Annotated in this window: 22 protein-coding genes; 16 read left to right on the top strand and 6 right to left on the bottom strand. The window is 45.1% G+C overall.

What is annotated here, in order from left to right:
- Nucleotides 1-6: 6 nt before the first annotated feature.
- Nucleotides 7-732 (bottom strand): Stp1/IreP family PP2C-type Ser/Thr phosphatase, encoded by a 726-nt coding sequence (locus HW988_RS01985; RefSeq protein WP_142698765.1) that lies wholly within the window; start codon nucleotides 730-732, stop codon nucleotides 7-9.
- Nucleotides 733-864: 132 nt separating this feature from the next.
- Here HW988_RS01985 and HW988_RS01980 point away from each other — a divergent pair, with 132 nt between their 5' ends.
- A complete protein-coding gene (locus HW988_RS01980) occupies nucleotides 865-1,860 on the top strand; it encodes a TonB family protein (RefSeq protein WP_181606005.1) in 996 nt (331 codons plus the stop codon).
- 34 nt (nucleotides 1,861-1,894) lie between these two features.
- Here the strand turns inward: HW988_RS01980 and HW988_RS01975 are convergent, their stop codons facing one another.
- Nucleotides 1,895-2,743, bottom strand: coding sequence for a TIGR02147 family protein (locus tag HW988_RS01975; protein ID WP_220128787.1), 849 nt, complete (start codon nucleotides 2,741-2,743; stop codon nucleotides 1,895-1,897).
- A 53-nt stretch (nucleotides 2,744-2,796) separates the two neighbouring features.
- Nucleotides 2,797-3,318: a hypothetical protein gene (locus HW988_RS01970; RefSeq protein WP_181606003.1), complete on the bottom strand. Its 522-nt coding sequence runs from the start codon at nucleotides 3,316-3,318 to the stop codon at nucleotides 2,797-2,799.
- 169 nt (nucleotides 3,319-3,487) lie between these two features.
- Between HW988_RS01970 and HW988_RS01965 the strand changes: the two genes are divergently transcribed.
- The 10 genes from HW988_RS01965 to HW988_RS01920 all read left to right on the top strand — a co-directional run bounded on the left by HW988_RS01965 (nucleotide 3,488) and on the right by HW988_RS01920 (nucleotide 15,864).
- On the top strand, nucleotides 3,488-3,955 hold the full coding sequence (locus tag HW988_RS01965; protein WP_181606002.1) for a hypothetical protein: 468 nt from the start codon (nucleotides 3,488-3,490) through the stop codon (nucleotides 3,953-3,955).
- A gap of 159 nt (nucleotides 3,956-4,114) precedes the next feature.
- Nucleotides 4,115-5,011 carry a hypothetical protein gene (locus HW988_RS01960; protein ID WP_181606001.1) on the top strand — a complete coding sequence of 299 codons (897 nt, stop codon included), beginning with the start codon at nucleotides 4,115-4,117 and terminating at the stop codon, nucleotides 5,009-5,011.
- Between the two features lie 100 nt (nucleotides 5,012-5,111).
- Nucleotides 5,112-6,119, top strand: a complete 1,008-nt coding sequence (locus tag HW988_RS01955) for a hypothetical protein (protein ID WP_181606000.1) — start codon at nucleotides 5,112-5,114, stop codon at nucleotides 6,117-6,119.
- Nucleotides 6,120-6,137: 18 nt separating this feature from the next.
- Nucleotides 6,138-6,767, top strand: a complete 630-nt coding sequence (locus tag HW988_RS01950) for a hypothetical protein (RefSeq protein ID WP_181605999.1) — start codon at nucleotides 6,138-6,140, stop codon at nucleotides 6,765-6,767.
- A gap of 347 nt (nucleotides 6,768-7,114) precedes the next feature.
- Nucleotides 7,115-9,952: a pyruvate dehydrogenase gene (locus HW988_RS01945; protein ID WP_255490156.1), complete on the top strand. Its 2,838-nt coding sequence runs from the start codon at nucleotides 7,115-7,117 to the stop codon at nucleotides 9,950-9,952.
- Between the two features lie 106 nt (nucleotides 9,953-10,058).
- Nucleotides 10,059-10,838 carry an alpha/beta hydrolase gene (locus HW988_RS01940; RefSeq protein WP_181605998.1) on the top strand — a complete coding sequence of 260 codons (780 nt, stop codon included), beginning with the start codon at nucleotides 10,059-10,061 and terminating at the stop codon, nucleotides 10,836-10,838.
- A 53-nt stretch (nucleotides 10,839-10,891) separates the two neighbouring features.
- A complete protein-coding gene (locus HW988_RS01935; protein ID WP_181605997.1) occupies nucleotides 10,892-11,872 on the top strand; it encodes a hypothetical protein in 981 nt (326 codons plus the stop codon).
- A 51-nt stretch (nucleotides 11,873-11,923) separates the two neighbouring features.
- On the top strand, nucleotides 11,924-12,364 hold the full coding sequence (locus tag HW988_RS01930; protein WP_181605996.1) for a hypothetical protein: 441 nt from the start codon (nucleotides 11,924-11,926) through the stop codon (nucleotides 12,362-12,364).
- A 198-nt stretch (nucleotides 12,365-12,562) separates the two neighbouring features.
- Nucleotides 12,563-14,539: a hypothetical protein gene (locus tag HW988_RS01925; RefSeq protein WP_181605995.1), complete on the top strand. Its 1,977-nt coding sequence runs from the start codon at nucleotides 12,563-12,565 to the stop codon at nucleotides 14,537-14,539.
- Entirely contained in the window at nucleotides 14,539-15,864 is a 1,326-nt protein-coding gene (locus tag HW988_RS01920) for a hypothetical protein (protein ID WP_181605994.1), read from the top strand. Before HW988_RS01925 ends, HW988_RS01920 begins: the two co-directional genes overlap by 1 nt.
- On the opposite strand, the gene HW988_RS01915 is transcribed toward HW988_RS01920, so the two are convergent.
- The gene (locus tag HW988_RS01915; RefSeq protein WP_181605993.1) at nucleotides 15,865-17,004 is read right to left on the bottom strand and encodes a hypothetical protein; all 1,140 of its coding nucleotides are present in this window, start codon (nucleotides 17,002-17,004) and stop codon (nucleotides 15,865-15,867) included.
- Nucleotides 17,005-17,259: 255 nt separating this feature from the next.
- Here HW988_RS01915 and HW988_RS01910 point away from each other — a divergent pair, with 255 nt between their 5' ends.
- Genes HW988_RS01910 through HW988_RS01895 form a run of 4 tightly spaced genes read left to right on the top strand, consistent with a single transcriptional unit; the run spans nucleotide 17,260 to nucleotide 23,194 of the window.
- Nucleotides 17,260-17,916: a recA protein gene (locus HW988_RS01910; RefSeq protein ID WP_181605992.1), complete on the top strand. Its 657-nt coding sequence runs from the start codon at nucleotides 17,260-17,262 to the stop codon at nucleotides 17,914-17,916.
- Nucleotides 17,864-19,186, top strand: coding sequence for a hypothetical protein (locus HW988_RS01905; protein WP_181605991.1), 1,323 nt, complete (start codon nucleotides 17,864-17,866; stop codon nucleotides 19,184-19,186). The genes HW988_RS01910 and HW988_RS01905 overlap by 53 nt, the downstream gene beginning before the upstream one ends.
- Nucleotides 19,187-19,189: 3 nt before the next feature.
- Nucleotides 19,190-22,378 (top strand): DNA polymerase III subunit alpha, encoded by a 3,189-nt coding sequence (locus HW988_RS01900; protein WP_181605990.1) that lies wholly within the window; start codon nucleotides 19,190-19,192, stop codon nucleotides 22,376-22,378.
- 21 nt (nucleotides 22,379-22,399) lie between these two features.
- A complete protein-coding gene (locus HW988_RS01895) occupies nucleotides 22,400-23,194 on the top strand; it encodes a hypothetical protein (protein WP_181605989.1) in 795 nt (264 codons plus the stop codon).
- 2 nt (nucleotides 23,195-23,196) lie between these two features.
- Here HW988_RS01895 and HW988_RS01890 read toward each other — a convergent pair whose 3' ends face one another.
- Nucleotides 23,197-23,931: an ABC transporter substrate-binding protein gene (locus tag HW988_RS01890; RefSeq protein WP_181605988.1), complete on the bottom strand. Its 735-nt coding sequence runs from the start codon at nucleotides 23,929-23,931 to the stop codon at nucleotides 23,197-23,199.
- 22 nt (nucleotides 23,932-23,953) lie between these two features.
- Entirely contained in the window at nucleotides 23,954-24,613 is a 660-nt protein-coding gene (locus tag HW988_RS01885; RefSeq protein ID WP_181605987.1) for an O-methyltransferase, read from the bottom strand.
- Nucleotides 24,614-24,726: 113 nt separating this feature from the next.
- On the opposite strand from HW988_RS01885, the gene HW988_RS01880 reads away from it, so the two are divergent.
- Nucleotides 24,727-25,272 carry an OmpA family protein gene (locus tag HW988_RS01880; RefSeq protein WP_220128786.1) on the top strand — a complete coding sequence of 182 codons (546 nt, stop codon included), beginning with the start codon at nucleotides 24,727-24,729 and terminating at the stop codon, nucleotides 25,270-25,272.
- The last annotated feature ends 16 nt before the right edge of the window (nucleotides 25,273-25,288 follow it).

Genomic DNA, 25,288 nt, shown 5'->3' with positions numbered 1-25,288 from the left:
AACCGCTTACTCGTAAAAATGAATCAACATAACGGTGACATTGTCGTCACCACCATTTGCCAGTGCTTGTTCTACACAGGCTTTAACTACTTTGTCAGGTTTATTTTTATTGATGATGTCGCAAATTTTTTGATCTTCAACCAAACCAGAAAGGCCATCGGAACACATCAAAAACATTTCACCGGGAGCAATTTCTCTTTCGACAATATCGGGATACGTTTCTCTCTCGTATCCCACGCTGCGGGTGATCACATTTCGACCTACGAACTGACGAACTTGTTCTTCACTCATCACACCAGCGCGCAATTGCTCGTTGATCAAAGAATGGTCTTCAGTGATCTGCCAAAGCTGCGGTTTTTTATACATGTAGCAGCGCGAATCCCCCACATTTCCTACGTACAGGTGATTGCCACGCAAATAAGCCATCACCATCGTCGTTCCCATTCCGGAAAGCTCGGGTCTTTCGTTGGCCGCTTTATCAAAAATTCTACGCGAAGCTTCTTCGTACGAATGCTGAATCATCTCGCGGGGTGAGCGATTTGCTGATCCCGGTTGAAGCATGATTTCTTCAACCGTCTCCACAGCCATGCTGGAAGCGACTTCGCCGCCAGAGTGTCCACCCATTCCATCGGCGACAACAAAGAGTCCAAGCTCCTTGTTGACGAGGCATGAGTCTTGATTTGATTCACGTCTGAGGCCTTTATCTGTTAAATACCAGCAGTCAAATTTCATAGAAGTTACATTCTCCCCTAAAGCCTTTCATACGTCAAAGTCCGGCCCTAGACCTCTGTCGAATAATTAAATACTGGCTCACCTGTTCCTCATTATCAGGTGTCATAATACCGATAGGAGAGGCGAGGTTCTATGAAGAAGTCACCGTCTTTCAAAAAGTATGTGTTGCTCTCCATCGCAGTCCACATTTTGGTGTTCGGCGCATTTTATTTGGTAGAGGCTCTTCAGCAAAAGTTTCCTAAACAGGAAAGCGTCAGCATTGATTTGCTTACGCCCGAGGAAATGCAAAAGCTGGTAGAGGCACAGGAAGCTGGTCAGATTAAGAAAGTTCCAGTACCGACGGTTCCTAAAAATCAAATTGTAGAGCAAAGCGAAAACTCCCTTAACGAGGCCGAGCCAGTAGATTCACGCTTTTTGAGTGCGAAAAACCAAACCGTTACCAAGCAGTCAGTAGCAAAAGAGCACGGCGAATTCCAGAATATCAAGAAAGCCGCGCCTCAAAAAACTGGACCAAAAGGTGATGGTAAAATTAAATCCACTGCCAAGGCTGAAGCGAAAGCTACACCTGAGCAGAAAGAAAAAATCGTCCGCGATTTGTTTAAATCTTTTGATGCATCAGAGGCCTTAGAACGCCAAAAAGTAGCTGATCGTAAAAAAGATCAAGACACGGAACAAGGCCAGGGCCTTGGTCGGGGTAATAACGAAGACATCGCGAAAGAGGGCGCTGACACCAGCCGCTCCAATGACTATTTGAAAGATGTCGATCAGGGTCTTGAGACGATGTTGAACACGCGTGAGTTTAAGTACTACTCGTACTATAACCGCATCCGCCGCCAATTGGCCCAACACTGGGAAGGCCGCGTGCGCGAAAAACTTTCGAAAATGTTTAAAGAAGGTCGAGCTCCGGCATCGACTGGCCAAGACCGTGTGACAAAACTTATGATCGTACTGAATGACAGAGGCACTCTGGTAAATGTCCAGGTGATGAGTGATTCCGGCGTTCGCGATTTGGATGATGCTGCCATTGAGGCCTTCCGCGCGGCTGCACCATTCCCGAATCCTCCGAAAGGCATCATCGAAGGTGATGGCACTGTGAAGATCCGCTGGGACTTCGTTCTTGAATCCTAATGACTGAGAGCCACATGGCTTGGCTCTCTTAACCTTATTTACTGAGCGGAAACAGACTTGTGTTCAACTGGTAAACTCTGCGACCTTCCAAAGTTTCCGATTTATACTGATGCAAAATCTCTCGGAAGGCGTCTTCTAACTTCTCCAAAACCTCTGCATATTCCTTTTTATTTAACGGAATCAACAAGCTTCTGAATTTGCGAGTTTCAGGCGGCAATTGTATGGCATCAATCGAATCCTGAAACGCTTTAATATAGTAATTCTTTAACGATTCATGCTGAATTGAATCTGGGACCTTAAATCGCTTGATATCCGTGACCCATTCCAACGGATTACTTTCCGAGCGGCTCACCAACGAAAGCTCCTGCAACTGCAACAGACAGTTTTCAACCTGTTGCACCGGAGCTCCCAGTACTTCCGCGATATTCTCTGAGGTCTTCAACAGATCTTCAAAGGTCAAAAGGGTCTGAATCTTGGGCAAGAGATGAGACGAAATGAATCCCGCATGAGAAATATGTTCCGCTGGCAAATGACTGTCCATAAGGACCACCATTTTTTTCCACAGCGAATTTCTTTGCTCTTCACTTTCCGCGCGACAATATTCGACCAGCAGGAAATAGTACTTTCTTTCTTGGGAATTTAACTCGAGAGACTTTTCAATGATTTGCGCAAAATTTCTGGTGACCGAGCGTTTACCCGTGACCATCATTCGCAGCAAGGACCTACTTTTAATATCAAGATCATTGGCCCAAGATTCGTAAGAAAAACCTTTCGTGTTCTTCTTACGAAACTGATAGTGAGCTTGCAGATAGGTACCTATATCAATGTGATCAAAGATATTCGGCTTAACCAGGGTGTCTTTCATTTTGATTATTTTCAGCAAGCCCACCTCACTTGATCAATGACAATTCTGTGCTCATTTGTGAGCTCAGGACCTTATTGTAAATAGTCGTAATACCCTACGCGCAAAGTCTGATCTTTGCTCGTAAGGTAAGCATCTACTTTAAAATAGCCTTGCTGCACAGGAACTCCGCCAACACGCTTTGACTCCGTATAGACCCATTCCAAATGAATTCGAAATCCTTGATCTAGGTTGTTGCAGTACTGCTGGATATCGTCTGCACCAAAAGCCTCATACACCGTCATATCGTTGGGATTCGCGAACACTGACAATGTGCCACGCTCGGTATAGCCGCGAATCTCCAAAATTCCATTTGCACGTTGTACACATCTCAATCTTGATTTTCCCCAAACGATTTTTGGAGAATCAAACATCAAACAAAGATCTTGAATCGTCAGAGCATCACTTTGCGGACTGTACTGTCTAATTAATTGACTGGTCGATGTCACGTTGGAGGGAGCTGCATCGCCGACAGAACCAATATCGCCATTACCGGCTACAGCTGTGCACACAAATAAAATCAGACTTGTTAACTTTAAGTAAAAGTTTTTTCCCACGCATCCTCCCAAATTCACTCAGTGAGCTTTAGGTGCTTTTCGAATTCCTTTCAAGAACTTTGAACAAAAATGGTTTTGAAATTCACTTTTGAGCTCAACGTGAGCACAAAAGCGGGCACAGCGCTTGCTATAACCACTTTCGAAACACAACCCAAACAAAGGAAGAAATATGAAAAAGGCTATTAGAATCGCAATGTCAGTAGTTATGTTAGCAGCTGCAGCTCCCCAATTCGCAACCGCTCAAAACATGACTATTCAACAAGCTATTACTCAAAAGCGTCTTGAAAATGCAAAAGTACGCGAGCAATTGAACAACCTAAAAATTCAATTGGCTGACATGCGCACAGAGCTTGATAAGGAACAAAGCAGATTCGGATATCAGGCTTCTAAATGGACTCGCAATATTTCAATCGCCACGGCTGGCGTGGCAAGCGTAATGACTGTTATTAATTATAAAACTGAGACCAACAAAAACTTTTTCCTTTATGGTCTTATCGCTGCGGCTTCGGGTTTGACTGCTGGCCTAGCCCAAATTGGCGTCGCTTTGACGAACGACCAAGTCGTAGAACTGGAAGCTAAAATTTCTGACCTGAATGCAAGAATTGAAGCCGCTGAAGCGACTTTAACTGTTAGATAGGTGGTTGCAATGAGGACTGTCAGACAGATTCTAATTTCAATTTTGATACTTGGATTCAGTCTACAGTCCTTGGCGCGTCCTGAATTGTGCTCTTCCGTCTTTACCTCCGAGATTTCGAAACCCAGTGAATTTATCCGCACTCTTCTTACTCCAAGAGTCGTGAACAAGTTTGACGCTGAACTTTACTGGCATGTCAGAACGACACCATCTAAGGATTTAAATCTTACAAACAAAGATTTGAAACGACTCGAAACAAAACTTGCCATTATTGATAAAACACTTCCCGCTTCCAGCGAAAGATGGACGGCTCGCCTATTAAATTTGAAAGTCATGCGCTTACGCGAATTGAACAGCCTATTATCCAGATCCAAAATCGCGGATCTCCAAGATCCATTTCTGCGCAGGCAATTCGTAACTCAACTTTACTTACTAAGTCAGTCACCTTGGATTGGACTGGGTAAATCTATCGAGCTCAGTCGCATTGAGACCATCTCGAGTTGGGCAGAAAGAACTGCAGAACAAAGACTGTTGAACGATGGCCTTGCTGGCATTCTTAAAGAGCTTGGCTTCACAAATCCAACCACTTTACAAAAGGCACGCATCAACCTCAAGAAAATCGCTTCATCAGGAATTTTGGGGCTTCCCTTGAACCTTCCCAAAATCAATAAATCCCTGGATGGCAAGTCCATGCGGCAGGACCACGCTGTCGATATCTACAACGATGTATCACGCATCTACGGGAAAGCCGCTATGGTTGTGATGATTGCGGTTTTATACAATACGTTCCCCGATCTTCAGAAAGAGATCGAAGATCAAATCAATCATAAAATAAAAGAGCGCGAGAACGATCCTGAAACAATCCGCAAACGTGACGAAGCCTTTGCAGCGGCGATGCAGGCATTAGACAAAGTCGGCGGGCAAATCGATCAACTGACGAGTCAAGACCCGAAACAAACCATGTTCGAGGAAACCCTTGCCCTGTTTGAATCAATGAACCAACGCAAAGCCACGGATACCGAGATCAAAGAGATGCGCGAGCAAATTGACTCATTATGAGACATCTTCTGGCATCCCCCTTGCTCCACTAAAAATCATGAATTGGGTCTTTAAGGCTTTAATCCTTATTAGCGCGATCCTATTGTCAAAGAACTCGGCAATGGCGAGCCAAAATTGCGGCAGGTTTCTGTGCGCCTCCAGCTATTCAGCTTTGGATCGCTTGAGTGAGGAAACCGATGTTGTCGTAAAAACACTGAAAAGAAAAGGCCCAGCTGCGCGCAAAGACCTTATTCAACAGCTAAGAAAAATCGAGGCTTTAAACGAGAGCTATTTCAAGGTTGCGGACATCACATTTAAAAAGCTTCCCACTTCCTTAATAGTTAAAGGCCAATCCGTCACCTACACTCGTTACCAGTTGCGTGGGTCCGGACAAGGTGATGCGATTTCAAAGTCACTGACTGAAACCTCAGTCCCCGTGATTCTGGATCCACTGTATCTTTATAACTATAAGTACTTTGGCCACTACGAAAACGAAACAATCTTCGTGGGTCCCCATGTGTTCAGATTAAATTTGATGGGAATCACCTCCACCCTTCAGCACGAACAGCTTCACTCGGTGGAGCACGAAAAAGTTCGTCTGGGCAAAATGAGTCTGGGCCGTATCGAGCTGATGAACTCCGAAGGCCGCAGATCGGTAAATTACGGAAACTATTTCCGTGTTGATGAAATTGAAACACATCTTAACGACTACCACTTACTGACTGACCCGGGAATCGTAGCACAACGCGATCTGGATCTTATCACTCAAGGACTAACCAGTTCGGCCCTTGATTCAATCAAGAAATACCGCGACGTTGTGGTTAAAGATAAGGTCCAGAACCTGAAGCGTTTCTCGGCGGAATCCCAGGAAATGCTTGCGAAGATCAAAGCTCGAATCATGCATGGAGCGATCCCTTACTCCTCGAAGTATGACCCCTCAACTGGCGCCATCCGCGTGATCTTTACCACAGAATATAAATCCTATGAGTTCATGAGTTTCGATCTGCGCGGCTTGATTGTTCCCGCAGATTTAAGCGACTGGGTAAAGGTTCGTGAAATCATCCTGAATACAATTAATTGGTCCGAAGAACGCATTTCTGCTGCCAACCTTAATAATATAAACCTATGATAATTTCTTGAGGTAATTATGAAAAAAATCTTATTAGCTTTCGCAATGATCCTTGGTTCATCTTCAGTATTCGCAGCCGAAGGTACGAGCACTTCAGATGTTTTTAAAACAGACCGTGTCGGAAAAAACTGGATGATCGCAGGTCAACTTGTCGGCATGACCAGCAAAGTGGGAAGTGAATCAGGCGTTATCGCTGGTGTTTATTTCAATCCCGATTCTTTGCTTTTGGTGGAAGCCTACGGTGCAGAAGAAACTGGATTCTGGCACAACCTAGATGGCGATGTGAAAATTAAATCGCAAAGTATCGCAGTGATGTACAAAAAATTCCTGGGCAACTCGTTCTATATGAAAATGGGAGCCGTCGGCCGTTCAATTGACTACTCGAACTATGAAATTCCTCAAGACGAAAAGTTCAAAGGAACTTCCATCGCGGCTTCATTTGGTTTAGGCAATCAGTGGCAGATCAAAAACTTCACCTTGGGAGCAGATTGGATTTCTTTTTCTCAACCGATTTCCACGAACATCACGTCCGAGCAAATCTACGACAATACGACTTATGCCCAACAAAGCATGGATGATGCTCAAAACACTTACCTAAAAAGCTCTTACTTCCAGTTCGTTCGTTTCTATGTGGGTGCAAGTTTCTAGTGGCTTCCCCCTTTATAGCCCGGGGTTCCACGAGCCCTGTGACTAAAAAACCGCATTTCTCTCTGAAAAAGGTCCCTATTTACACTAAGGGACCTTAACTACCCCTCCAAACATCCAGAAAACTCGAATGAAAGCCTCGTATTTGGTCCAAACCGGAACCATTGTGAGACCGACGCGTGATCCACCAGTTTTCAGGGTGTAAACTCGGGGCTGACGGAGCCTATTTCTTACTGCGTCACTCGATGGAAAAAGACCCCTTTTTCAAGGCCTTAAACCTTGTCTCCCCCTCTCGAGAATGCTAGTTTCGCTCCGTTAAATTACCGAGTTATTACTCAAGGAGAACCATCGTGGCTGACTCTAAGAACAAGAATGCGAAGCCAGAAACTTTGAAGGGTGCTACCCCTGAAGTTTTGGACGTTATCGCACGCCGTGCTCTTTACCTTTCAACTCAAATGATCTGGCAAGCCAATCATCGTTCCGACAAAGAAAAAGGCGACCCAAAAATCGGTGGTCACCCGGCAGCCTGCGCAAGCTCTCTGCATATCATGGGTGCTTTGCACTTGATGGCTAAAACTGGTTTCGACCACATCGCGAATAAACCGCATGCGTCTCCAGTGGATCACTCTTACAACTACCTTTTGGATCTTTTGCTTAAAAACGATCTTACGAAACTAACACAAGAACAAGCAGACCAGGCAATGAATGGTCTTCGTAAGTTCACTGATGGTTCTGAATTCGTATTCCAATCTTACCACTCTGCATACGATCCAGATCACCACAACTTCTTCCCCTCTGGTACAGTAGGTATTCCACCTGTTGAAGCTGGTTACATGGCACTTGCATACCGTTACGCTCGCGAACATGGTTATGAAGTTCCAGATGCACACTTCTGGGCTGTTTGCGGTGACTCTGAATTCCGTGAAGGTTCCATGTATGAAGCAGTTCCTGACTTTGCTGAGCGCGAAATCGGATCTTTGACTTGGATCCTGGATTACAACCGTCAATCACTTGATGGTCACCGTATCACGAACAAAGAAATCATGAACGGGACAGATGCTGACCGTGTCGAGCGCACAATGGCTGCGAATGGCTGGGAAGTTATCCAAGTACGTCACGGTTCTAAACGTTTGGCTTTGTTTGCTAAAAAAGACGGTGAAACTTTCAAAAACTTCCTAGAAAAGAAATTGGAAGACTATGAACTTCAATCATTGCTTCTTGTTCAAGACATGAAAGCTTTGAAAAAAGGCATCGCTAAAGAACACCCAGACATGAAGAAATTCTTGGACTCTGTAACTGACGAAGAGCTTTACGAAGGTCTTCGCGATTTCGGTGGTCACGATATGATTCAACTTGCGCAAGCAATGGAGCAATCAAAGCTTTCTACACGTCGTCCAACAATCATCATCGCGCATACTCTTAAAGGCTGGGGCTTGAAAGCTGCAGCTCAACCAGGCAATCACAGCTCTCTTCCACAAGAAGACGAAGTGAATGCACTTAAAGCTGCTCAGGGCATCACTGGTGATACTTTATACCAACGCCTTGATCCAAACTCTGCAGCTGGAAAGTTCTTGGCGGCTCGCTCTGAAAAAATCTTTGGCGAGATGAAAGCGCAATACGCTTTGAAAGCTAAGAACCAAGAGTACTTCTTGAAAAAGCTGACTGAGTTCGGCGAAATCCCTCAGGCTTTGGACATCAATACGAAAATGACAAGCTACCCTCATACACAGTGGATGCTTGGTCAGTTGACTGCAAAGTTGACTCGTATTGCGAATACTCCGCTTGATGAATCAAAATTGACTGATAAACAAAAACCTCTAACGGACCATGAAAAACCATTCAAACTTCCGGGCGAGTTGTTCATCTCTATGGCTCCAGATGTTGGTACTTCAACGAACTTGAATCCTGCGATGGACGGTAAAATTTTCGGTGCTCCAGTTGTTGTCGACCACGAAACTGACTTGGGCGTTAAAGACCACAAACTTCCTGACTTGGTTCCTGGCGAAGAAGAATCTGACCGCTTCCTGCGTTTCGAAATCGCCGAAGGTAACGTTATGTCTTGCGTGGGTGCATTCGGTAAAATGCGCGACATCGTAGGTGTACCTATCATCCCCTTGATGACTGTCTACGACTTCTTTATCAAACGTGCCTTGGACCAATACTTCTACAACCTCTACTGGAAGAGCTCATTTATTTGTGTGGGTACTCCATCAGGTGTTTCTCTTTCTCCGGAAGGTGCGCAGCACGGTTGGAAGTCTGACATCCAGATTCCGAACCAAATCACGTGGGAGCCGTTCTCTTGTATCGAACTTGATTGGATCATGTGCGACACAATCAAACGTCACGTTATGAACGACAATGCCGGCCGTACAGGTACTTTGCTTCGTCTGGTAACTCGTGGTGTGGAGCAAAAAGATCTTTTGAAATACCTGAAAACTCAAGCTCGCTTCAAACAAGGCCTGGAAGGTCAATTGTCTCGTGCGGAGTTCCCAGTTGCGGGTGGAATCAATGAAGAAGAAGTGGCCGCTATGGATGACGCTTCTATTTTGCAAACTCTTCGTGAAGAAGTGTTGCAAGGCGCTTATTACTTGATCGACTACCGTGGTTACGCTGGCTACGAGCCAGGTGACAACGTTGTGAATATCTTTGCACTAGGCACAATGGTTACTGAAGGTATCAAAGCTTCTGAGGCCTTGCTTGCTCGCGGTATCTACGCAAACGTGATCGCGGTGACTTCACAAGATCTACTTTGCGGTATTTTGGGTCACGAAAACGATTACGATTACTTGAAAAACGGTCTGGGCATCAACTCCAACCTTTACTTGAGAAAGTCTGAAGACGTATCCACTGGTGATTTGATCACTGTCGCTGGTAAACGTGTTCCAGTCGTATCGGTCGCGGATGGTGAGATTGGTATGCTTGATAACATCGGATCATTGATCGGTGTTCGCCAGGAAGCATTGGGCGTGATCAAGCACTCTAAGTGCGGTCGCCCTTCAGAGATCTATGCTTATCACCACATCGACGCTGACGCTGTGGTGGAAGCATGCGGTAAGGTGTTAGCAGAAACGGCTCTTGAAAAAGTAATCGTTTCTGAAAGCGCGTTGGGTGCGACCCACCAAGCGGAAGGTCGTACAGCTCACTGGACAGATCTTTGGCCTTCGAAAAATCCAGTTCACAAACACTAAGAACTGAATAGATCAAAAACTCTGAAAAGGGCTCCTCCCAAGGGAGCCCTTTTTTTATCTTCACAATGACGCCTGCCGCTGGCACTCTAACGTGGTTGGAGCAGCCATGGATTATACAGAACTCGCGAAATCAGAATTTCCGTTTGAAGGAGAGTTTTTTCTCTCTAAAAACAAACGCTACAATGAATTGATATTCTTCGTGCATTTTTACGAAGGCTCCAAGCGCGAGCTGATCCGTCATATCAAGATGGTGAATGAATTTGGCTTTGATGCATTTGCATTCCAACTGAACGGCACCGCCAAGGATCTTTTTAAACGTCTGCCGATAACTGCAGATGGTGCGATGGGTGTAAAGCACGTCTATGCCGCACAAATTGAAAAACTGCTAAATGCAATTCCCGGTAACAAAATAGTTTACGCTTTCTCGAATCCCTCAGCTTCGGCCATCGAAGCGATGGCGAAACGTCATTGCGTTGATACTGTTGCCTTAATTTGCGACAGCGGTCCAACTGCACGCTTTCTTCCTTCGGTGTGGAAACTCTTGCGAAACTACAGATTTCCATTTCCATTCGGCGGATTGAAACTTCCTGCGACGGCAGCACTGGGAGTGTTTTGGTCTTTGCATTTTCACAAAGATACTCACGAACAACTCGAAAAATTTCCTGAGAACTTTCCCATCCTGTCAATTCGCGGATGGAAGGATAAATTGATTCCTCCAGCGCACATAGACGAAATTTTCGAGCCGCATCACAAATTGAATTGGTCCAAACTCAATTTACCAGAGGCTGAGCATCTTACTGGACTGCGTGATTTTCGCGGTGAGTATGCGCCCAGTGTCGACGCATTTCTGAAGCGCGTGGCCACACCGATTATTAAATCCATTTAATTGGCGCTTTGTGATAGTCCCCTCTTAGACTTTATTTGCAGAGGGGACGCTCAATGAAGCACGTAATTATTATTTGTTTGTTAATCTTGCCTTTCACGGCCGAAGCACGTCGTGGATACGTCTACCAAAACTCGTTCGAAGCTTATGGTGAAGGCTACGCAAAGAATCTCGCAAATCTTGCGAACGATAGAATTTCAAATCTGCCTGCCGATCAACGCGCGAAGTGTGAGCAACGTTATGGCCGCATTTTGAACGATGGCTTGATCGATATTCGCGTGGCCATGGGCTACCTTGATTGGACAACGGGAAGTGTTGTGCGCAGTGGTTCTCGTAACTATGGTTACAGTCCTTCTATCGACATCGGGGCTTACTATGCTTTGGTAGATTTAATCACTGGCAGCTGTCGCGGAAACTTTCAACTGTGTCGCTTTAGACAAGAAACTTCCGGTAATCCGTACGTGTTCGTTAAAAATGTAACTGTCCAAGGTCGACCGGTTCGCGCCCGTGTTGAAATTCAGTTTGCTTCAGCGACTGAGTACCTGGACAACAACGTGAACTCTTCATCTCAAGAGCAACGTACTGCTTACATGCAAAATTATTATGATCGCGCTTTGCAGGATGCGGATGCAGCTTTCTATTTCGGTCATTCCAGAAATGGGGGCGGACCTGATTTTGCTCCACCGAAATTTATCGCGGGAACGAACAAAGTGAACTATGCGGGTTACTATAAAAAGTACCGCCCGGGATTCAACAAGATGCTTCAGTCTTTAAGCAACCCAAGCCGCCAGGCGGATGTAATTGGTATGATGTCTTGTGATTCTCGCGATCACTTTATGAGCAAGCTTCGTTCAACTGCACCAAAATCGGGTGTCATCACTTCAACGAACGTATTGACGGTCGAAGAAGTTTACACGGCGATGATCGGTGGAATGGATGCTTTGGTTCGTGGCCAATGCCAAAAATCGTTCTACAAACAACTGCGCATGACTCAAAGAAATGCAGACAACATCACGATGGATGGAATGTTTGAATAGATTTTAGTTTAAATTTTAATGGTTTTTAAATTTTGAATAAGGAGGTTCAAAATGGTCGAGATCGAACAACTGCCCCACCCGGATTACTTGAAATATCCCACGCACAGAACACTGGGATTTTTCGCAAGTCAGGAGCAGGCCAGGAATGCCGCCCAAGCAATCATTCGCGAAGGCTGGTTGGAAGGCGATATTCATGTCTACGAAGGCGATTACGGTGTGGATGCCGTTGATGCCGATGGATCTCGACACACTCTGAAAGAAGCCTGGGGACGCTGGGTGCAGAAGTTCCTGGGCACAGGAGAGTGGGATCTGGTTGAAGAAGCCGACCAGGAATTGAAACAAGGCCACCTCCTTCTTTCCGTTGCGACTAAAAACGAAGAAGAAAAATACACCGTGGCTGAATTGATGGTTTTAAACGGTGGTCATGGTATTCGTTACGTTGATCCTCTTTATAACGAGGAGCTTACACCACCGGGTCATCATCCTTCCTAATTTTTTAATAGAAAAAAGGTACGGCCTTATCTCCCGAGATAAGGCCGTACCTTTTTTGGATATACCTGTTTCTTTGCGTCTCACAATGAGACGTCGAGCCCAAATTGTCCTTTGTCTAATATTTTTCATTCCAAATGACATATATGTGAAATCAGGCGGAACATGTCTTGCTTTATAGAACCCTGAAGAGGTGTATCTATGAGACTTCGCAGTTCATTCCTGGCAAAAATCACATTGGCAGCAATCACAAGCTCCCTGCTATCGCAGGCGGTTTTTGCTCAACATCATCAATCAGACATGGATATGAACTCCCATCATAGCTCCTACAATTATTTGAATGATGCCAATTACAAAGCCATCGCCGCCCAACAAGCGAAAGAAATGATGGATGCACAGAATAAAATTTATGATGAATACAAAAAGGTTGAATACAAGGTATTAGCCAATCCACAAAGTGCATTGGATGTACTTATTCACGTAGGCAACAGCAGTGTCATGAGTCTTGCACACATGATGCTTCCCGGAGAGGAATCCGGTAAACCTAAATACACATTAGACGTAAAGTACAGCAGAAATATGCCCGCAGGCGAGGTGGCTTTCGTCTCGATGACAGACAATTCCAAAGGTCAAGCGACAGCGATCGTGACTGTGCACGAATCCGCAAAAACAAATCCCTTTGTATTGCTTGAATCACTCGTTAGCTTAAATCAAATTTTTGATGTTACTTCCATTATTGGAACGAAAACAACAATTGCTCATGGAAAGACACTTCATCATCACAATTACGAAGCCTTACTTACTACCTTTCAATCACTCACACACACACTGGGAATGACAATCAGCTCTGGTGGAAACTCATCCTACGGCATCACTTCAACTATGGAACTTCTTGAATTAAAAGCCAATGCAGACGCCGGCAGCATCATTTCAAAAAGAGCGATGGCAGAGCGTGCGATGGGACTTACTCAAGTAGTTCGTATGAATACAAACTCTTTCACTCCATTGAAAAATTTGACAGATGATCAGAAAATGGCCGCTCTTGCAGAGTACGCAAAGCTTAAAGGTGTTTTTGTCGATACCAAGCAATCCTATGCTGAAGCATTAGCAAGTGTTCAGGACCAAATTGACTTGCGTGAAAAAAGACAAATGGAGTCACTTAACTCTGCAGCTAAACTGGAAGTCAGAAAGCAAAACAAAGAACTTGAGGCGACCGCAGCTCAACGCGAAGAAGTCGTTCAAACAAAATCATTAAGCGAGATGGTCAAAGCAAATGACCGCGCGGGTGTTGCCGATGCCATGGAAAAGATTTTTCCTTGGGCTATCATGGAACCTACCGAAAAAACTTTCTGGCGTGATTACGTTGATGCCATTCGCCATCCCAACTATGAAGGGGCCCAGATTTTATTTCGCGGAATGGATGAAGACGAAAAATTGCAAGAAGTGCGTGATTCCAAAGGTAAAATCATCGGCGGGGGTCTTTTCTCAAAACGTCTGACGGCGGGCTCAGGTTCGCATCTTTATAAACTCAAAGGCCTGCAAAAAACTTTTGAGACTTTTGGTACCAATGGTGTGAATACCAGCGGTAAACCCATTTCTCCTCTGATTCAACCTCACACACTAAGCAAAATGATGAGCAACCATGCCGGCAATCCAGCTGGTTCTCCATTTATTTCACTCAGCTATGATGTACAGGTGGCACATCAGTTTGGCACAGGAAAAGTCATCATCGAGGGTGATACAATTCCGGAAAGCACTGATAAAAAAATGATGGCGTTAAGGGATACCAATGCATCCGGTGGTATTGTCACTCTTCGCATCGATAAACGCCGAACATTGGTGAATACTATTTCTGGATTCAATGGCGAGTTGGAAGTACTGGCATCCATGCTGATTTTTCCCGATGAAGTACTTTATATGGAAAAAGGTGTTCAGCTAATGGTTACTCAGAAAAATGGTCCCTTCCTGGGAAGTTCCATCAGAATGACTCCTGATGAGTATTACAAAAATGCTCGCAGCATCGTTTATCAGAAAACTGGAATTAATCTCCCGGAAGACCGTAAAACTTACGCTAAAGAAGGCCAAAAAAGCTTCCAAAGCGGTTTATCCAGAATGCAAGATTTGTTCAGCAGAGCAAATCCGAACAAACCTATAAGCTGTTCAAAGGTATTTAATTAGTGAATGTAATTCGCGCCGTTCTTTTTAATGCGATTCTTCTGTTTGGGTTGGTGGTTTTTGCCGCTAGCCCTGAAGAGTTTTTGCATCGGCAAAAATTGATTCGCGTCTATGTTGATAGCGCTCCTGGATTTGGTCATCAGTCGGCGGGCATTTCCGTAATGCGTAGACTTCGTGATCTAGGTTTCAGCGGCGAATTCGAAGTCATCTATCAGCCTGCGGTTGCGGGCAAGATTCAAAAAATCTATCCAGGCTTTCCTCAAGGCATTGCGGGTGAAGTTCATTATATCGATATCGGTACTTACGCTGACTCTGTTGCTGATAATCAGGTCGCAAAAGTTCAACTAGCGGTATCTGGTGCAGACGATGGTTTCGGCGATAAATTCAAAAATATTTCTCGGTCTGAAAATTATCTGCGCATGCAACCTTTGGGTTGGGGCGATGTGGGTCTTTATTCAGATAAACTAACTGTACTTAAAGCATTAAAAGACATGCCGCTTGCAAACTTACCCTCGAATTCAACAGAGGAATTTTTGAAGTCTGTTCCAGCGATGAATGACCTCTCGGCAGATTTGAAGCATTTTGTTCAAAGATTCGCTGAGTCCGCGCAAATTAATTTTAGCTTTCCAGTTTATGGCGTCGGCACTCAGACCTTTGCTCCACAAAGAATGTATTTTTATGGCAAGTCCGTAAAAAGTGCCGCCGCAAAAATGGATAAATCCAAAGCCATCGTAATTCCGGTTGTTTCTCCGTTCAACCCTCAAGATATGGATGTAATGAGCAAGGTATTTGGCAAGAAGTCCGGATTTGAATCCAGCAATGCAACGGAACTAAAACATCAAAAACAAATGCACCTGTTAACTCCTCAAGAGTTTTCGAAAACCTCCCTGAAGCCAGGAAATGTGTATTTCGTCTTTGTGGGTTCGGTGCCACAAGCAGTTTTTAATTTCTTCTATGAGCAAGCGACTCTTCCCGTGTGGGTCGCAGGAAAAAATGCAATGAGCTTTGCAGTCACTAAGGGAAAACCTTATTTCAATACTGTCGATGATTATTATATGCCAGAGACGGAAAGGCTTTCTCCGGCAACTTTGAAAATTATCGAAAAAGCAAAAGTCGGATTTAGTACTGGCTATCAAAAATTTTTAAATCAATCTGAAATGACGTCGGTCAGCCAATACATTCAAGCAGCAACAACTCCCGATACAGAACTTGCAAAATACTTTTCTGCTTTAGGCATGAAGATGTCACGCAACGACCGCGTGCTCGAAGGACTTCGCTATATTACGCAAAATCCTACTGCTCCCACCTGCTCTAAGGTCTTTCAATAATTACTTGGAATTTAAATAACGATTGATAGCGTCTGCCACTTCAGCGGATTCGTTAATCGCGCGTTGGGCGATTGATACTTTTTTATTATGGTATCCAAGAGCTCGCAATTGTTGCGTGTGCCAAGGTTCATCACTCACATTCGCCAAGTTATAGGCGGGATTTAAATAACCAAATTGTGTGGCAATATCCTGAGTCGCCATGTCTTTACGTTTGCGGTCCACCCACAGGCGCGCCGTTTGAGCCACATGACAGCTTACGCAGTCCATATTTTCTGGATTATACGATTTTGGATTTTCAATTTTGTAAGCGGCAGATAGTTCTTTACGAATCACATCTTCATTACCCGTACGAACTCGTTGCGATTCCGCGACCAGGTTGCTTAACGTATCATCCCCAGCAGCACGTGCACCGGCGATACCTCCACCCGAGAAAACGTCTCCTGAAGTCACCACGTTTACGAATGACTGAGCGGTGTTTTTACCCAAACGCGGAATTGTCATGGTAACCAGCTCACCATTTTTAAATTCAAACGCACCAAACAGCCACATCGCTCCGCCTCCGCGCAGGAACATCGCCGTCACACGGGAAAGATTTCTTTCACCCGCATATTTAAGAATGATGCGATTCAAATCTTTCAAAGCCGCCACTCCACGACCTGATTTCCAAGCCGGGTGAGGTCCCAAGGGAAGACCGCGAGTTTCCACTCCCGTTCTGGCTTTCCAAGTTTGCAGCTCTTGCAACAACGAATCGAATTCAGAATCAGTCAGTGGATAGAACGAGTGAAGAGCCGCATCGACAGCGTCGATAGAGCCGTCTTCTTCCCACTGCAAAAGTGGTTGCCACACCAGACGAAGTTGTTTTTGGCAGCTGATCTGAGTTGGGTACGGAAAACAAGGATCAATACGCATCGCTACCACACGCATCGCGCGCGCATTGGTTTGCGGATCCATATCCATGGCGATTGGAGAAATGCGCTCGAATATTTTTTCTGGAATCAAACCCTTCATCGGAAGAGTGTTCACATGTCCGTCTTCTTGAGTTTGCAACGGCATCACGTAAGAAACGTCATTCAGATCCCAGGCAGCATGAGTGATCAAAGAGAACGAAAGAGTCAGCAAAACGAACGCAAAATGTTTCATGCCCGAAACATCTTATTTGGCTTGCCATATTTCAATGAAATTCACATTTAACATGTAAGTGAAAACCAAACTTTCGAGCAACACCACTTCACGCAAGGCATTGAAATTACGAGAAAAGGTACGGACACACTTTCTCCATCGGCCCGACACGGGGCCGCATGGAGAAAGTGTGTCCGTACCTGGTCTAGTTCGTGATTTACACCTTTGACTTACATATTATTTACATAGTAACTAATATGTAAATGGAGGCTTTCAATGAGTGCCGTCGCCCTTCCCGCTTTGTCTGACATTCAGTTTGTTTCCGCAGATCAACTGCAACCACCTCCCGGGGTTCCCACGGGAGTGAGTACCTTAGATGACTTCCTTTTATGGAAGGGAATTCCTAAGGGAGACTTAAGCCTCTTTCAAGGAAGCCCGGGGACAGGCGCAACCTCTTTGTGGGTGAGCATGACCCAAAAAGCCCACGAAGATAACAAGTGGGTCGCCTGGGTGAATGGCGGAACGCAATTGCTGCCCGCGCACCTGACCAGCAGAAAGATCAACTTAAAAAAATTGTTGGTCGTGAAAGAACCCAAAGAAGCGGAACAACTTTTCTGGGTTTTACAAGAGCTGGTGACGAGCTCTTTGTTTGAAGTGATTGGTTGTGAGTTGAAAGAAATGTTTTTCAAGAATCACCAACTGCAAAAACTCAAAAAACTTTGTCGCTTTCATAAGGTGGCTTTGATTTTTGTCTGTCACAAGGTGAGTAAGTTTGTGAATCCGCTCTTCAGTCTGATTATTCAGTTCCAAAGAGACTTCATCACGATTCAACGAGCTCTTCACCGTCCAACACCGTTTACTGTCGCAGGGAGTATGGTTTATGCGAACTTTGTGCATCAATTTAAAAACACAGCAAGAAAGCTCCTCAGCTGAGGCCTTTCTTGTTTTAAGCCCGCGCGTTCAGTTTCGTTTTCCACATTATATTTTCGTCGAGATTGATTCCACATCACATCTCCTGGGAGGAGAACATGGAGTTCTACAAAAAGCCGTCGAGATTGGTCGTAAATTCAGTGCTGATGCGAGTGCCGCAATTGCAGACACCGCTCCTGTCGCGCAGATGCTTGCGAAATGGAAGCCTTTCACTGTGGCTCCTCGTGCTGCTGAACATCGTGAGTTTTCAGGTCTCGGCCTTGATGCGCTAAAAGACATTGAGGGTTTACACCCTTGGTCTCAAAAGCGCCTGATTGAACATGTGATTTCATTCGCACGCACTCTGGGCGTGTGCACTCTGGAAGAAGTTTATAATTTCCGTCTGGTTTCACTGCGCGAGCGGTGGGGAGATTTCGGTGTTTTACTTTGGAATCGTTTGCACTCTCAAGACTCTCAGGTCATTTCTCCTCTTGTGCCTCGCGATCCTCTTGTGGGGTATGGCTACCTGGATGATCCCTTAGGTTCGGTACCTTTATTGTTCAATCGGGTAAAACCAGTTCTGGATACTTTGTTTGCGCGGCTCCATGGCCTCTCCCGTTATGCGCACAAAATGGAAGTGATCCTGCACTGTGAATACTCGGATAAACGCTATCTTTTACCGATTGAGCCGATCAGCGCCAGTCGTGATCAGGAACTTTTCGAAGATCTTCTTTATAAAAAGATGGAGAAGACGGAATTAACCAATCCCATCCGCGAATTTGAAGTGACGGTTTACGATGTGCCTGAAAAAATTCAACAACTGGATTTTTTCGAGCCTCGCGACAACTCCGAAGACCGCTGGCGCCGTCTGATCAGTTTTGCCAAGCAGTCGAATTGTGAAATGGGATTTTTGCAGGTCGAAGCCAGTCACTTTCCCGAAAAAAGTTTTCAACTGGTCACCGAGTGGCCGGAAGATTTTAAGTCCGAAGACTTGGTGGAAAGACAGGACAATGCCCTGCAGGTTAAAAATGTTTATGCCAAGGGTTTAAAAGAAAGTCCGCGCCCTTCCCTGCTGCTCGAGCACCCCCAGGCTCTGAGCGCAGGGGAAGTGCAAAGGCTGCGCTTTGTTTCCTCCATGCCCAGCGAAAGAATTGAGTCTTCGTGGTGGCAACTGTCTTCGCAAGAACTAAAGCACCGCGATTATTTTTTCGCTTTATCACAACAGGGACAGTTGATTTGGATTTTCCAAGATAAGGTCAGTTCACAATACTACCTCCATGGATACTTTGATTAAAAAATGAATAAGTCCCTTGATATTCGTAAAACACAGGCGATCGCTACCACGGCCAAAGGATTCGTGGAACTTTTGGGGCGCAGTAACTTTTCCTTTCTGCGCGGGGCTTCCTCCCCCGAAGAAATGGTCGAAGCTGCCATCCATAATAATTATGATGGCATCGCGATGTGTGACCTGAACGGTCTTTACGGTGTTGCGCGCGGATTTTTAACTGCCAACACGCCTTCGGTTTTTACGGAATCTTCCAAAGCCAAAGAGGGCTTTCATTACTTGGTGGGTTCTGAACTGACGTTGACCGATGAAAGCACGGTCACGCTGATTCCCATGAATAAAAATGGCTACACCCATCTGTGCGAACTTTTAACTTTAGGTAAAAGACAGGCCGCCAAAGGATTTTCATCTTTACGTCTGGATCAGATCGAAAAGTACAACCAGGATCTTTTGTGCTTAGCTTTGCCTCCAATTGATGAGAAACGCTATGACAGTTTAGAAAAGATTTTTGGCGATCGACTATATATTCCCGTATGGCGAGATCTCACGTGGGAATCCCAGGAATTTTACAAACAAGCAATACAACTTGAACAAAAATGTGGCGCTCAGCTTTTCGTCACGCAACGTCCGTTCATGCATACACGGGATCGCAAACCTTTATTTGATGTCCTGACTTGCACTCTTCATCACACCACTTTGGAAGAAGCGCGCGATAAATTGATTCAAAATGCTGAACGTTCACTCAGTTCACTCCCGCAAATCTGCTCCAGATGGGCCGATCGAGTCGATCTTGTGGAAAAAACTGTGGAAATCGCCGCACGTGTGACTTTCACATTGGACGAGATTCGCTATCGTTATCCTCGTTCAAATTTGCCACAAGGTAAGACTCCGACAGAATATTTACGCTTCTTAGTTGAAGAAGGTTTGAAGTGGAGATTCCCCGAAGGACCGACGAAAAAAATTCTGGATACCATCGAACATGAACTCGAAATGATCAAAGAGTTGGAGTACGAAGACTATTTTCTTACATTACGTGAAATATGTGAGTTTGCCGATCGTAAGGGGATTTTATATCAAGGCCGGGGCTCTGCCGCGAACTCCATTGTCTGCTTTTGTATTGGGCTGACCTCGGTAAATCCCAAGGACATCGATGTTTTGTTTGAACGTTTTATTTCCCGCGAGCGTCGGGAACCCCCAGATATCGATATCGACTTTGAGCACAGCCGCCGCGAAGAAGTGATTCAGTATATTTATGAAAAGTACAACGAGCGTCATGCTGCCATGGTCTGCACTGTGGTTCGTTATCGTTCGCGCATGGCGATTCGTGAAACCGCCAAAGTTTTTGGTATTTCTTTAGAAAACATCAATGCCATGGTGAAATTCATGGGCCGCGATGGCATGCGCAGGTTGGTTGAGGATCCCACGATTCACAAACGCTTTGGTGTTGAAAGCCCTGAAGTTTGGATGCTGTTTTTGAAAATGGCAGGACAGGTGCACGGTTTCCCCCGCCACTTGGGTATTCATACAGGTGGTTTTCTGATCACTCAGGATCCCATCACGGAAATGGTACCGGTCGAAAAAGCCACCATGAACGGACGCTATGTTATTCAGTGGAACAAAGATGATGTCGCCGTTTTAAAACTGATGAAGATCGACGTTCTAAGTCTTGGCATGCTGACTTGTTTAAGAAAGTGTTTTGATCTTTTAAAAAAACACAAAGGCATCAGCTTTAATCTGGCGACTCTTCCCCAAGATGACAAACCTACTTATGAAATGATCTGTAAAGCAGACACTGTGGGGGTTTTCCAAATTGAATCCCGCGCGCAGATGCAGACACTCCCCCGCATGCTGCCCCGAAATTTTTACGACTTGGTTGTTGAGGTGGCATTGGTACGTCCCGGTCCTTTGCAAGGGGGCATGGTTCATCCTTATTTACGTCGCAGACAGGGACTGGAACCCGTCACCTATGCTCACAAAGATTTAGAACCGATTTTAAAACGCACTCATGGAGTTCCGATCTTTCAAGAGCAAGTGATGAAAATCGTGATCGTCGCTGCGAACTTTAGCCCCGGTGAAGCCGATGAGCTGCGCAGGATCATGTCCTCGGCCTGGAGAAAACGCAGCACCATGGACGCCATTCGTGATCGCATCATGACCGGCTTTAAAAATCACGGTATCTCCCAGGAATATGCCGAGCAAATTTATGCGACGATCGAAGGCTTTGCGAATTATGGTTTCCCCGAAAGTCATGCGGCAAGCTTTGCCGTTCTGACATATGCCAGCTGCTATTTAAAATGCCGCCACCCGGATGTCTTTGCCTGTGGGCTTTTAAACAGTCAGCCTATGGGATTTTATGCTCCCCGCACGATTATTTCTGAAGCCCAAAGAAATGGTGTTAAAGTCGCGCCGTTATGTATTCAAAATTCTGACTATGATTATACTTTAGAAGAAGAAAATGAAAACAACACCCACACCATGCGAGTGGGCTTGCGCTCGATTTACGGTCTTCCCGAAGAACTGATGCGCAGAATTGAAGACCAGCGCAAACTGCATGGTCCTTATCAAGACATCAAAGACTTCATTCAACGCACACAGCTTCCGCGCAGTGTTTTAATTACTCTTGCTGCAACGGGGGCGATGGAATGCTTTCAAACCAATGCGCGAGAACTTATCTGGTTGATTGAAGGGCTTAGCCTTGATCAAAATAGTTTTCTTTGGGGACAACCAAAAGAAATTATGACTCAAGGTTCTTTCGACGAGGAAGAATCTTCTTCGGAAAACCTGCCGTTTGAATCCAATTGGGATCGCATGCGCCGCGAGTATGACACCAAAGGATTCTCAGTCGACTCGCATCCACTGTCAGTTCTGCGTTCTTATTTGAAAACCAAGAATGCGGCTTTGATTGCTCAGCGCTATGTTCCTTATGCCACGTCTTCGGATCTGGAAAGAATCAGCCATAAAAAGAAAGTTCGCGTGGCAGGCCTTGTTTCCGTCACACAACGTCCTCCGACCGCAAAGGGAATGTGTTTTATCACTTTGGAAGATGAATTCGGATTTATGAATATTGTTATTCACCCCGATGTTTATCAAAAAGACCGGGAGGTGATTTATAGCCGCTCCCTTTTAGAAGTCCAAGGACAAGTAGAAAAAGTCGGAAGCATCACGAACGTCCGCGCCATTAATATTCTTCCTTTAGGATAATAATTCAGGTAGGTTTATTCCATGCTTTTGGAATCTTTCGAATTTCTTTTAACACCGACGACCCCCTTGGCCCGCAAGTATGGATTTCTTTACTCGTCCATCTCGCTTCGCCACCGTTATCATCGTCAGAAAAAGAACTGGATTCCTCACCTGAAGAATTGCCAGGAAGTTTTCCTGGAAACCGCGCAATCACTGCCGCAAAGAAAAAGCGTCGTGGTTTTGGGAAGTGCTCACCTGCACGAAATTCCCTTGCATCTTTTGATGGACACTTTCGAACAAGTGACTTTGGTTGATGTCATTCATCCACTTAAGCATCACTTGCAGGCAAAAAGATATTCCCGTCTAAAACTTATCACGATGGACCTGACCCAAGCCTTGGATCAGCTTCAATCCCTGAACACCCTCGATGACCTTGAATCCCTGGCCAAAAAATTAGCGGGGGAAAAGATCTTTCACTTTGAAGCTGATTTGATTGTATCCGCAAATCTAATGTCGCAATTAGCTTTGCTTCCTCTTGATGCCGTCGAAAAGAAAATCAAACGCAATCTGGAGCTTTCGGAGAAAGACTCTATCTGCACGCAGTTCGCAGAAACTCACTTGAAAAACCTTAAGGGTTGCACGGGAACAAAGCTGATTTATTCCGACCGAGAAGTAATCTATCGCGACAAACAGGGTGAGCTAATGTACACCGGCCATTATGATGTGAACTTTGCGGGTTACAAAAAACTGCGTGAGTGGAACTGGATGCTCGCTCCCCTCAAAGAAGCCTCTAAAGACTATTCCATTGAAATGAAAATCGAAGCCTATAAAGGTTAGGATTATTTTCCGAAGTTCTGCAAAATCTTAAGATCTATAATTCGCTGATTAATTTTCGGAAGCTCCTTAACCAGAGAAGATTTTTTTGAAACCCCCATCACATACATCACTTCGCGATTTGCTTCACCCAGCACATAAAAATCGCCTTTATTAAGCTTGAGCTCGCCAATATAGTACTCGATCACGGGACTGTAAGCCAAAAAGACATCAATGCGTTTGGAAGTCAGCATCCGCACGCCCTGGCCCATATCTACCACTTCAACCTTGCGCACCTCGGGTCTATTAAAAAATGCGCCAAAGTCTTCACCGAACGCATATCCCAGAATTTGTCCAAAGGTGAGATCGCCCAACTCTCGGAAGTCTTTAATCGGTTGATTACGCTTGATAAGCTCTTTGACTTTGGGATTATCACGACGAACCCACAAAGAAATGTTCGCGCGAATCAACGGCTCCGTGAATACCAGGAATCTGGATCTTTCAGCAGTAATCAACAAAGGCCCGACGATATCGACCGAACCCTTTTCAGCATCTAATAAAACTCTTTTCCAGGGAGAAAAGCGATAGGTCAGCTCGGAAGCGGGCTTATCCAAAATAAGCGGTAAAATGTCTGTAACGGTGCCCGCAGGCACACCCTTTTTAAGATAAATTAACGGAGGATAGGGATCCGAGCTGACGATGATCTTTGCCAAAGCTCCGAAGGAAAATAAAAAAATTAAAATTCCCAGCCAGAACTTCAAAATCACTCCTTCAGATAAGGTTCTACTTTTTTATTGCAACAAACAATCCTTCAAATGTGGGAGCAATAGCCGCCTCGTAAAGATCTGGATTCGCCAAACGTTCATTGAATTCACGCATAATACGAATCTGTTTCTCTGAGAATTTCTGAATTGTGGCTTCTCCCCAAACAGCACCACTTAAAAATATATTGTCGGCCAGCACCAAGCCACCTTTGCGTAAGTTTTTTTCTGCCCACAACAGGTAATCCAGATAAGCGGCTTTGTTTCCATCGATAAACACTCCATCAAATGGACCTTGCGATTCTAATTTAACTAACTCTTCGCGGGCATCACCGACCACCAGATGAATTTTCTTGTTCGATTGATCGATTTTAGAAAACACTTCCGCCGAACGACGTGCATGCTCAGGGTCTTTCTCTAAAGTCCATAACTCCCCGCCCTCCGGCAAAGCTTCATGAAAATACTGGGCAGACAGTCCCGTCAATGTTCCAATCTCTATGAACTTGCGGCAACCATGCATTTTCACCAGGACGTGAGCCAACTGTGCTTCCGCCGGAGAAATGCTAATTCTTGCTAGACCTAGCTCTTCAGCTGCCTGGCGGGAAAGTTTTTTCGTCTCATTCTCTTTATTAAAAAGAGCACCCAGATATTCTTCTTTGTTGGAAAGCACTGATTCACGCATGGATGAATGTTCTCACGACTTCATCCAGAAGTTAACAGGAAGTTAATTTGCTCCGACTTATCCTGCAGCTTAGCCTGAAAACAGGCAGCACTCACTTGATCACGGAGGATCATATGATTTCTGGCGTCACTCAACAAAGAGCCCAATTGGCGATTCAGTTTCTGATAAGCATAGCCTTAGCCGGAGCAACGGCCTCCTGCTCCTCCAAATCAAAACGTGATGATGAATATCTCCTTCGCCCCGTGAAAGCGAGTCCACAAAAAGCACCCGAATCTGCATTAAGCAACGCAGGCAACGACCTCAGGCAAAGTGTCCGATATGAAACTCTTTCAAAAAATATTCGTTTTGACTATGCCAGCGCCGAACTCACACCCGCGAGTAAGAATGCCTTAGATCACATTGCGACGGAAATTAACGGGTCCCTTAATTCTTTTAACGTCATACGACTGACTGGTGTTACCGATGCGACCGGGGATGATTCTCGTAACATGCTTCTGTCGCAAAGAAGAGCCGAAAATGTACGAAGATATCTAATCTCCAAGGGTGTTCCAGCAAACAAAGTGGAAGCGATCGGCGTGGGAGCAAGTAATACAATCATTCCGGGAACTAAAATCAAAGCCGCCGCTGACCGCCGCGTTGACTTTGAGATTGTGCGATAACTGAAATACAGGCTAA

Source organism: Bdellovibrio sp. KM01 (genome assembly GCF_013752535.1).
GTDB lineage: Bacteria > Bdellovibrionota > Bdellovibrionia > Bdellovibrionales > Bdellovibrionaceae > Bdellovibrio.
Note: the sequence above shows the minus strand (reverse complement) of the source record. Positions and strands in the feature narration are given on the sequence as shown.

Bases quoted from the DNA above. Each gene is read 5' to 3' on its own strand.
- HW988_RS01985 (WP_142698765.1), bottom strand. From the start codon at position 732: ATGAAATTTGACTGCTGGTATTTAACAGATAAAGGCCTCAGACGTGAA.
- HW988_RS01980 (WP_181606005.1), top strand. From the start codon at position 865: ATGAAGAAGTCACCGTCTTTCAAAAAGTATGTGTTGCTCTCCATCGCA.
- HW988_RS01965 (WP_181606002.1), top strand. From the start codon at position 3,488: ATGAAAAAGGCTATTAGAATCGCAATGTCAGTAGTTATGTTAGCAGCT.
- HW988_RS01955 (WP_181606000.1), top strand. From the start codon at position 5,112: ATGGCGAGCCAAAATTGCGGCAGGTTTCTGTGCGCCTCCAGCTATTCA.
- HW988_RS01950 (WP_181605999.1), top strand. From the start codon at position 6,138: ATGAAAAAAATCTTATTAGCTTTCGCAATGATCCTTGGTTCATCTTCA.
- HW988_RS01940 (WP_181605998.1), top strand. From the start codon at position 10,059: ATGGATTATACAGAACTCGCGAAATCAGAATTTCCGTTTGAAGGAGAG.
- HW988_RS01935 (WP_181605997.1), top strand. From the start codon at position 10,892: ATGAAGCACGTAATTATTATTTGTTTGTTAATCTTGCCTTTCACGGCC.
- HW988_RS01930 (WP_181605996.1), top strand. From the start codon at position 11,924: ATGGTCGAGATCGAACAACTGCCCCACCCGGATTACTTGAAATATCCC.
- HW988_RS01925 (WP_181605995.1), top strand. From the start codon at position 12,563: ATGAGACTTCGCAGTTCATTCCTGGCAAAAATCACATTGGCAGCAATC.
- HW988_RS01915 (WP_181605993.1), bottom strand. From the start codon at position 17,004: ATGAAACATTTTGCGTTCGTTTTGCTGACTCTTTCGTTCTCTTTGATC.
- HW988_RS01910 (WP_181605992.1), top strand. From the start codon at position 17,260: ATGAGTGCCGTCGCCCTTCCCGCTTTGTCTGACATTCAGTTTGTTTCC.
- HW988_RS01905 (WP_181605991.1), top strand. From the start codon at position 17,864: ATGCGAACTTTGTGCATCAATTTAAAAACACAGCAAGAAAGCTCCTCA.
- HW988_RS01900 (WP_181605990.1), top strand. From the start codon at position 19,190: ATGAATAAGTCCCTTGATATTCGTAAAACACAGGCGATCGCTACCACG.
- HW988_RS01895 (WP_181605989.1), top strand. From the start codon at position 22,400: ATGCTTTTGGAATCTTTCGAATTTCTTTTAACACCGACGACCCCCTTG.
- HW988_RS01885 (WP_181605987.1), bottom strand. From the start codon at position 24,613: ATGCGTGAATCAGTGCTTTCCAACAAAGAAGAATATCTGGGTGCTCTT.
- HW988_RS01880 (WP_220128786.1), top strand. From the start codon at position 24,727: ATGATTTCTGGCGTCACTCAACAAAGAGCCCAATTGGCGATTCAGTTT.